This is a genomic window from Mycobacterium simiae (assembly GCF_008370645.1).
Classification (GTDB): Bacteria; Actinomycetota; Actinomycetes; order Mycobacteriales; family Mycobacteriaceae; genus Mycobacterium; species Mycobacterium simiae_A.
The window spans coordinates 1-8,306 of record NZ_VTZN01000200.1 but is presented as its reverse complement, the minus strand read 5'-3'; the positions used below and the strand labels follow the sequence as shown (position 1 = coordinate 8,306).

Here is an 8,306-nt window from a genome sequence, read left to right as displayed (position 1 = left end):
TTTGGTGCTGGCCCCGTTTTGGCTGATGCCGGCTTCGCTGTACGTGCACTTCGAGATGACGGCACCGATTTACATCTGGTCGTTGCTGATGTCGTTTGCACTGAATAAGGTTTGGCGCCGGCACCGACTGGCGCAGCACAGTCTCGACGCCAACCTGGTCGACGTGATCAGGCGCAAGAAGCAAGCGAAGATGCATGAGGACTACGTTCGCCGCTACGGCCCACGGCCAGAGTCGGCGCAGTGGCAGTCCAACAGCAGCCCGTTTTAGAACAGCGCCGCGACACGTAGGCCCAGGGCGGTGAGTTGGTAGCGGTGATGACCGGGCAGCCTGACAATGACCCCTTTTGCGTTGGAGGCGGCGCAGGTCGTAAGTGGCCTGCCGGCTGGTGCGGGGACAGCCCAGCAAGGCGCGGACGACCCCGGACTATACTGCGGCGCTTGCTTATTGAGCCTACGACAGCACCGGCGGAGAAGATGCGCGCCGACGGCCTGGGCTTTCTTCCGAAGGACGGAGGGCAGGTCGTGGTGCGTCAACGCACCAAGCATTGTTATTTGCAGTTTGGCTTGCCGGTGGCGCCTGGGGCACCGCAGCCGCTAGAAGTTCAGCCCGGAGTACATCACCCGGCCGGGATCATATTTCTGCCGTACGGCGCTCAGCCGCGACAAATTGGGGCCGTAGTAGCGCGACGGGGGCTGATTCGCTTCGAGATAGTTCACGTAACCACCCACTGAATACGGTTGCACCGCTTGATGTGCCGTGCTGAGCCAGCTGGTCGCTGCCGACGGATCACCGGATGTTTCGACGTACCACTGCACCAACGCAGACTGCCGACGCCACGGGAAAGCGGTGGCATCAGGTGCCACACTGGCTAGGGCGCCGTCGAGGGCATGCATGATCGCCAACATGCGCCCCGCGCCCCGGGGAAAAGCGTCGACGGCCGCGGCGATCCCCTTAGCGGCGGCAGCATTGATAGTGGGAAAGACATCGGATCCGCCCACATATCCCAGCGGTGCCGGGTTGAGGTTGTTGACGGCCAGGTACCTCACCAAGTCGATGTAGTTGAACGTGTGGTTCTCAGTACCGAGGGGTTGCATGCCAACTGCTGAAATGATGGCGGCCGCTACGCTGCCAGCCGACCCGGCCGGGCAGGTCGCAAGAATACGACACTGCGTACCCAGCGCGTCGGTGGTGCTGTCCGCCAGAGCCCAACTGCTTCGGTCGGCGCTGCGCAGCCAGTTTTGCCAGCCGAGGAGGACTTGCGCAAACGACTGCTGCGGGAAATTGAGGTTCACGACGTCGAGGTCCTTGGCGGCAAACGTGGCGAATGTCAGCGAGGTGGTCACACCGAAGTTGCCGCCACCACCCCCGCGCAACCCCCACAGCAGATCGGGGTGGTTGGTGGCAGACGCGGTCACCAACTCGCCGCTGGGCAGCACCACCGTGGCCGAGGCCAACGCGTCACAAAGTAGCCCCGCATGCCGGGAATTGGCGCCCAGCCCGCCCCCCAGCGCGTGCCCCGCAGCGCCGACCGTCGGACAGGTCCCCGTCGGAATACCTCGGCCGGCCCCCGCCAACATCTGATGCACCGCATACAAACCGGTCGCGGGCGTCACCGTGACCTGCCCGGTGGCAGCGTCGTAGTTGATGTCCCCGGGCAACTGACGCAAGTCAAGCACCATGGTTCCGTTTGCCGTGGAGGCTCCCACGTAGGAGTGCCCGCCACTGCGCGGAGCGACCTTGAGGTTGTTGGCAGCAGCGAACGCCATCGCCTTTTGCACGTCCGCCGCCGACGTCGGGGTGACGATCGCCGCCGGCGTCAAGTCGTTGTAGTTGGTATTGAAAACCTGCTTGGCGGTTGAGAATTGAGGACCGTCGTCCGGCCGCGCCACATGCCCGCCGATGGCGGCGGAAAGACTCTCCCAGCCGGATGTATTCGGAGCGGCGGTAGCCCGGACCGGGCCGAGAACCGCACCGGCAGCCAACGCTCCGGCGGCACCCCGCAGAAAGGTCTGACGTGAGATCTCACGCGCCAACGTTGGGCTCCCGCGAATGGTTCATGCCCCGCATTGTCAACTAACGGGATAGGTGGTCCTCGATCACGCATCACGGCATCACTGAAACGTGCCCGAACCGTTACCCGAGACTATCGGGTTCGCCGGGGCCCCCTCACATTGTTCGTCAGACCGCGATGGGCAGAGCCACAAGTCCTCTGAGCACGTAATTGTTCTGGAATCGGGGTAGCTCGTCGGCGAATTCCATGTCCGGGAAGCGGCGGATCAAGCTGGTTAGCGCCACGGCGGCCTCTAGTCGCGTCAGTGGTGCGCCGAGACAAAAGTGCGGACCGTGGCCGAAGGCGAGGTGACGATTGGGCTGGCGCTGGATGTCGAGTTGATCGGGATTCGGGAACTGCTCGGCGTCCCTATTGGCCGAACCGACCACCAGATGTACCAAGTCACCCCGGCGAATCGTGGTGCCGTCGATGTCGAACTCTTCGCCGGCTACTCGGTAGGTGAACTGAATGGGGCTGTCATATCGAAGCAGCTCCTCGACTGCGGGTTGGATGAGCTCGGGTCGGCGAGCCAACAGTTCCAGCTGCTCGCGATTGCGCAGCAGCGCCAGCAGGCCGTTACCGATCAGGTTGGTGGTCGTTTCGTTGCCGGCGTGGAGCAGCAGGATGGCGTTGGCGGCCCACTCATCCTCGGTCAGCGCGCCGCCGTCAGCCTCGTCGACCGCGGCGAGGTCGGCCAGCAAATGCCCCCAAGCTTGCGGCGGCGGGTCGGCGACGACAGCGCGGAAATACCGCCGAAGTTCGCCGGCCGCGGCTGCCGAGCGTTCGTACTCCGCGACAGTGGTGTCCGACGGCACCGTCTTGAAGAAGCCGACGAAGACATCGCAGAGGTGCTTGAGATGGTCGCGGTCGTTGGCGTTTGCTCCCAATAGCTGGGTGATGACGGTCGTGGGCAGCGGGACGGCGAGATCAGCCATGACATCTATCGGCCCGCCGCGAGCGATGGCCTGGTCGATGAGGTCGTCGACCACCGATTGGACAGCTGCTGTGAGCCGCTCCACCACTCTGGGGGTGAAAGCCCTGCTCACGAGGCCGCGAAGGCGGCTGTGCTCCGGTGGGTCCTGGAAATCCATGCGGCAGGAAAGCTCCGCGAAGAAGGGATCGAGTTTTTTCTCCGCGGCCAAGCTCTTCAAGGGCTCAGCACGTCGAGAGGAAAGCCGCGGGTCGGTGAACGCGGACAAGATGTCGCGGTAGCGGGTCAGCACCCACGCACCGAAGGGCTCATGCCAGTGCACCGGGTCGCTGACTCGAAGCTCGTTGTAGACGGGGTAGGGGTCGGTGAGCATCTCCGGGGTAAACAACTGCGTCATGGTGCCTCATCTGGTTGGTCGGGAATGACACTGCCGTCGCCTATTGGCCGGATGGTCACGGCTGGACAATTACCAGGGACGGACTCATGTGACTCCAGCGAGCTTCCGGGTGCTGTCTCGGCCGAGGAGGCCGCGGCGCCTGAGCCATCGCCGCGATCGAGCGTTTCGCGTAGCCGGAGCGGCACGCCTTACCATCCACACGTGCGGTCGGCAGCTGCGGTCTGCGGGTGCGATTCTTACTGGCCAGCGTTCTGGGCCAGGTCAATGGCGTACTGGCTCACGAAGCGGCCGGCGGCGGGGCCCCCGTTGCATGATCCGTCGGATTCGCCGGGACGTTTGACCCACAGATAGGCGTCGGCGTGCGCGCCCGCAGTTGCCGTGGTGGGCGGAGTGCCCAAGGCCCGGCCGCCGGGGTTGCACCAGCTGAGTGCGGAGTCGGGCGCGGGTCCGGCGCCGTTGCGCGACGTGTCGATGACGTAATGCGCACCGTTCGTCATGCCCGAAATAGCTTCGCCGTAGCCGGTTTCCTCATCGGTGCTGAAGAAGTTCGAGACGTTGAGGCTGAAGCCCCGCGCGTGGCTAACGCCGACCTGGTTGAGCCGGGAGGCGATTTCCTCGGAACTCAACCAGCGCGAGTGTCCGCCGTCGACGTACACCGCGGCGGCCGGATCGTGGGTAAGCGTGTCCACCGCGTAGCGGATCAGATCAAAGCGTTCCTGGCGCTGGTCAGCCGACAGGCAGTCGGCCATGTCGAGGGCATCGGGTTCGACGATGATCGCCGCGGGCGAGCCGCCTAGACCGGACGAGATGCTGTCGATCCATGCGCGGTAGTCCGCGCCCGAGGCGAACCCACCGGATGCGTAGCTACCGCAGTCGCGATGGGGGATTCCATAGAGTGCGAAGATGGGCATGCTGCCCGCAGCCTGTGCCGCGCCGGCATAGCTCGCGACCCTCCCGCCGACTGAGCCGGCGGGAAATGCCTGGTCAAGCCAGTAAGCCTGCGGTGTGCTGGCGATAGCGGTCAGCTGGGCATTTGGCGGATTGGCGCCGCGCGCGGCGGCCATGGCCGCCGACGCCGGGTCGACGTAGAAGGGCTGCCCGGCCAGTGGGTTTGACGCATCAACCAGCCGCACCGCCGGGACGGAACCGAGCTGCATGGGGTCGGCGAAGCCCATGCCAGCCACGGCCGCAACGGCCAGGAAGGGGGCGATCCACCGCGAAACTGCACCTGCTCCTATTGACGTCACGCCAGTAAAATAGTGCCGAATCGTAATAATCGCCAATCCCCGACAGCTGAGGGCGGCCTGGCCGGGCAAGCCGCAGGTCAGGTTTTAGCGCCTCGAATCGACACTGCGGGGCCAGCAACTCACCTTGCCGGGTGGTCGCCTCGCGGTGGCACGATGACACGATGGGCAGGGTTCGCACCAAGATCTGCGGCATTGGCTCGGTCGCGGACCTCAACGTTGCTGTGCAGGCCGGCGCCGACGCTCTCGGTGTGATCGTCGGCATTACGCACGTGAGCGAAGACGAACTATCTGCGCCCCGTGCTCGCGAAGTCTGTTCGGCCGCACCGGCTTTCATCTCCACCGTCCTCGTCACCCATCTCCCCGACCCAGACGAGATCCTTCATCTGGCCGAAACGATCGGCGTCGACACCATCCAAGTGCATGGTGATGGTGTTTCGGCCGACTCGATGCGGAAGCTCTGGCACCGACGCCGGTCGCTGCGCATCATCCGGACCGTCCACGTCACGGGACCATGCGCCATCGACGCAGCCCGCGAAGCCGCAACGGCAGCGCACGCGGTGCTACTAGACACGCGCACCACCGCACGGCTTGGGGGCACCGGGCGTACCCATGACTGGCGGATCAGAGCCAACCCGTGGCGATTTCTCAGATCAGGCCATGACCACGACATTCGTTGTAGCCGCGCCGCTGGTAGCGGTCAACGCGCTGACCTTCGATGTCAACGACTCGCTGCCGACCTTTTCACCACGAGGCCGACGCTGGCGGCGACTAGGTCCGGTTGGTGGACCTGAATGTAGTGGTCGCTGCCGGTAGCGAACAGGTGTGGTGTCTGCGGCCGGAGCGCGACCACGTTTGACGCCGCCTGCTGCCATGTCTGTTCCACCTTTGCGGCCAGCCCGGGCGGGGCGGCCGCGGGAAACGGGAACGGCTGGGTCTTGGTCAGCACGACGATAGGGATGGGCGGAAATTGATGGCCAGCGGCAACCTGGGCGACGCTTTTGTCGATGTCGATAACTTCAAACGAAGACGAACTCGCAAATTGCGGTAGCGGTTCATTCAAAAGTTGCCGATAGGCGGGCCAGTCGGATCCCATCAACGTCGGTATTTCGACAGCGAAGGCGTCGACGAACACCATGGCGCGCATCTGGTCTGGGTAGGTTTGGGCGTACAGCCGGGCGAATAATCCACCCAGCGAGTGTGCGACGAGGACATAGGGGCCCGGAACTCGCGCAGTGGCAAGTAGCTCATGCAGGTCGCCGACGACGTCTTGGGCGGTACGCGGCATCGCGACTGGTGAGCTGCGATCGGTCACGCTGGGCGGGTTGGTATAGCGCAGCGCGCCGGGCCGGTCGTAGGCGCAGACGCGGTAGTCGCCGGCAAGTGCGGGCAGCACGGCCGGACCCACCGCGGGCGCCGCCGCGTCGGTCAGGCTCCACGGATCGGACGAATCGTGGTAGCCCGATTCCAGAACGATGGTCGCGCCACCTTGGCCGTGACACTCGAGATAGAGGTGACGGCCATTGCCAATGTTTACCGGACCGGCGAAGTCACCCGCCGCGCCCGACACCGGTGCAGTGCGGCTAGTCACTGGGTGGGTGCCGCAGCCCCCCAGCGCAAGCAGCAATACGGCAGCCACTACGAGACGGCGAATTGCGCAGCTGGTCATGTGATCTCACCCAGAACCTTTTCAATTTGTGCCATCGCGGCTTGGTTTAATCGTGGATCATGCCAGCGGGCGGCCTTCCTGGAGGCGTGCGTGACACCATGGCTTTCGAGGGTGGACTACGGCTTGCTCGAATCAGCTCTGGCGCGGCCCCGCGCGACAGTGTTCGGCGCGGATGCCTACCCGAACCTGCACCTCAAGGCCGCCGCGCTGCTGCACTCCCTGACGCGCAACCACGCGCTGGTGGACGGTAACAAGCGACTCGCGTGGACAGCTTGCCTTACTTTCCTGGCTATCAACAGTCAGTGGATCAGCGCTCCCGAGGACGAACGCTTCCACTTCGTGATCCGGGTGGCCACCGGTGTCCCCGCCGATCTTCAGAAGATTGCCGATCAGCTACAGGAGTGGAGCTACCAGGACTGCTGAACCGACCGTGATCGCGGTCACCAGCGCCAGCAAGCCGATCGTCGCGGCAATCTTCGTAGCGTCGATCACCGGCACCGTCCGCGCCGGGCAAGCACCATCACGCTGACAACACAGACAGCGGAGAAAACGCGGATCCGGCCACCGATTCGGCGACCGAGCACGGACGGCAGGCAGCCTTTCCAGCTGCGTGCAAACGTCATAGCCCAACCAGTGCCGAAGGTGCTTGACGACGGTCGCGCACGGATCCTCGGCGGCGATGCGGCCTCGGCCGATCCATGCGGCTGACGAGTGTGATGAACGCCGGCTTATCCGAAGTTGAGGTCTCGCCTCGTCGACTTGCTTTGGGCATGCCTATGCAATCCTGACGGGTGATGGAGGAGACGGAATCGGTACGTCGGATGTGGCAGTCGCTTGGCTTGCCGGGAATTGTAGACGTCCACACGCATTTCATGCCCAAGCCGGTGATGGATAAGGTCTGGCAGTACTTCGACAGCGCCGGGCCGCTGGTGGGACGCCCATGGCCGATCGCGTACCGCACCGACGAGCAGCGCCGAGTGGACATCCTGCGCGCTTTTGGGGTGCGCGCATTCACCTCGTTGGTTTATCCCCACAAAGCCCATATGGCGGCCTGGCTCAACGAGTGGGCTTCGGAGTTCGCCGCGGCGACCCCCGACTGTCTGCACACTGCCACCTTCTATCCCGAACCCGGCGTCGAGGCCTACGTCCGGCGTGCGGTCGACGACGGGGCGCGGGTGTTCAAGGCACACATACAAGTTGGCCGCTACGATCCCACAGATCAGCTACTCGACGCGGCGTGGGGAGTTGTAGAGAACGCCGCCATTCCCGTCGTCATACATTGCGGATCCGGGCCCGCGCCCGGCGAGCACACCGGACCGGAGCCTGTCGCGGCGTTGCTAAAGCGCCATCCCAGATTGCGCTTGATCGTCGCGCACCTAGGTATGCCCGAATACACCGAATTTCTCGACTTAGCCGACCGTTACGACCAGGTGTGGCTGGACACGACGATGGCGTTCACCCCATTCATCGAGGAAACCATGCCATTCCCGCGGGCGGAATACACGCGGTTGCGCGATCACGGCGATCGCATCCTCTTTGGCAGCGACTTTCCAAACATCCCGTACCGCTTGATCGACGCAATGCGGGTCCTTGCCCGGCTGCCTGGCATTGACGACGAGTGGCTACGAAACGTGTTGTACCACAACGGTGCCCGCCTCTTTGGTCTGCCTAGCGGCTAACGCGGATTGCGCCGCTGCGGTGTGTGCTATTCGAGCACGAAGACCGAGATCTGCCTTGGGATAGGCCCGGCCATGCCTGTGCTCAACACTTCAGCACGGCCAACGCATTCCCACGGTCATCGTTGACTCAGCCCGATCGCGGTGTTGGCCATACCGTCGGCCGCGATCAGCAGCACCTTGGCCCGCACCGCGTCCCGATGCGCTCCCTGACGTGAGCCCTCCGGTCCGGGCCAGTTGCTGTGGGAGTCCGATGCCTCAGAATTGGGGCGAGGAGGACTCGATTCATGGCGCGTCGACAGCATAACAAACCGCTCCGGGTTTGATGCCGGCTTCAT

At 64.2% G+C, this 8,306-nt stretch carries 9 protein-coding genes; 4 read left to right on the top strand and 5 right to left on the bottom strand.

Annotated features, from left to right (window positions below; all coding sequences use genetic code 11):
* Positions 1–268: DUF5313 family protein (locus F0Q45_RS22515; protein ID WP_188113104.1), on the top strand; the 268-nt coding region annotated here is incomplete at its 5' end.
* A 326-nt stretch (positions 269–594) separates the two neighbouring features.
* On the opposite strand, the gene F0Q45_RS22510 is transcribed toward F0Q45_RS22515, so the two are convergent.
* From F0Q45_RS22510 to F0Q45_RS22500, 3 genes are all read right to left on the bottom strand, one after another.
* Complete coding sequence (locus F0Q45_RS22510; protein ID WP_149656027.1) at positions 595–2,034, bottom strand: FAD-dependent oxidoreductase; 1,440 nt, start codon at positions 2,032–2,034, stop codon at positions 595–597.
* Between the two features lie 145 nt (positions 2,035–2,179).
* Positions 2,180–3,379: a cytochrome P450 gene (locus F0Q45_RS22505; RefSeq protein WP_149656026.1), complete on the bottom strand. Its 1,200-nt coding sequence runs from the start codon at positions 3,377–3,379 to the stop codon at positions 2,180–2,182.
* Positions 3,380–3,615: 236 nt separating this feature from the next.
* On the bottom strand, positions 3,616–4,707 hold the full coding sequence (locus tag F0Q45_RS22500; protein ID WP_262491122.1) for a glycoside hydrolase family 6 protein: 1,092 nt from the start codon (positions 4,705–4,707) through the stop codon (positions 3,616–3,618).
* A gap of 80 nt (positions 4,708–4,787) precedes the next feature.
* On the opposite strand from F0Q45_RS22500, the gene F0Q45_RS22495 reads away from it, so the two are divergent.
* Entirely contained in the window at positions 4,788–5,417 is a 630-nt protein-coding gene (locus tag F0Q45_RS22495) for a phosphoribosylanthranilate isomerase (protein WP_149656024.1), read from the top strand.
* Here F0Q45_RS22495 and F0Q45_RS22490 read toward each other — a convergent pair.
* Complete coding sequence (locus tag F0Q45_RS22490; protein WP_149656023.1) at positions 5,345–6,292, bottom strand: alpha/beta fold hydrolase; 948 nt, start codon at positions 6,290–6,292, stop codon at positions 5,345–5,347. The two genes, F0Q45_RS22495 and F0Q45_RS22490, sit on opposite strands and share 73 nt — an antisense overlap.
* 90 nt (positions 6,293–6,382) lie before the next feature.
* Here F0Q45_RS22490 and F0Q45_RS22485 point away from each other — a divergent pair, with 90 nt between their 5' ends.
* Together F0Q45_RS22485 and F0Q45_RS22480 are read left to right on the top strand one after the other, a co-directional pair.
* A complete protein-coding gene (locus F0Q45_RS22485) occupies positions 6,383–6,715 on the top strand; it encodes a type II toxin-antitoxin system death-on-curing family toxin (RefSeq protein WP_262491121.1) in 333 nt (110 codons plus the stop codon).
* 371 nt (positions 6,716–7,086) lie between these two features.
* Complete coding sequence (locus F0Q45_RS22480; protein WP_149656022.1) at positions 7,087–7,971, top strand: amidohydrolase family protein; 885 nt, start codon at positions 7,087–7,089, stop codon at positions 7,969–7,971.
* A 116-nt stretch (positions 7,972–8,087) separates the two neighbouring features.
* On the opposite strand, the gene F0Q45_RS28715 is transcribed toward F0Q45_RS22480, so the two are convergent.
* Positions 8,088–8,306: hypothetical protein (locus F0Q45_RS28715; protein WP_223163934.1), on the bottom strand; the 219-nt coding region annotated here is incomplete at its 5' end.

Excerpts from the sequence above, each read along its gene's own strand:
- F0Q45_RS22505 (WP_149656026.1), bottom strand. The coding sequence starts at position 3,379 with ATGACGCAGTTGTTTACCCCGGAGATGCTCACCGACCCCTACCCCGTC.
- F0Q45_RS22495 (WP_149656024.1), top strand. The coding sequence starts at position 4,788 with ATGGGCAGGGTTCGCACCAAGATCTGCGGCATTGGCTCGGTCGCGGAC.
- F0Q45_RS22490 (WP_149656023.1), bottom strand. The coding sequence starts at position 6,292 with ATGACCAGCTGCGCAATTCGCCGTCTCGTAGTGGCTGCCGTATTGCTG.
- F0Q45_RS22480 (WP_149656022.1), top strand. The coding sequence starts at position 7,087 with ATGGAGGAGACGGAATCGGTACGTCGGATGTGGCAGTCGCTTGGCTTG.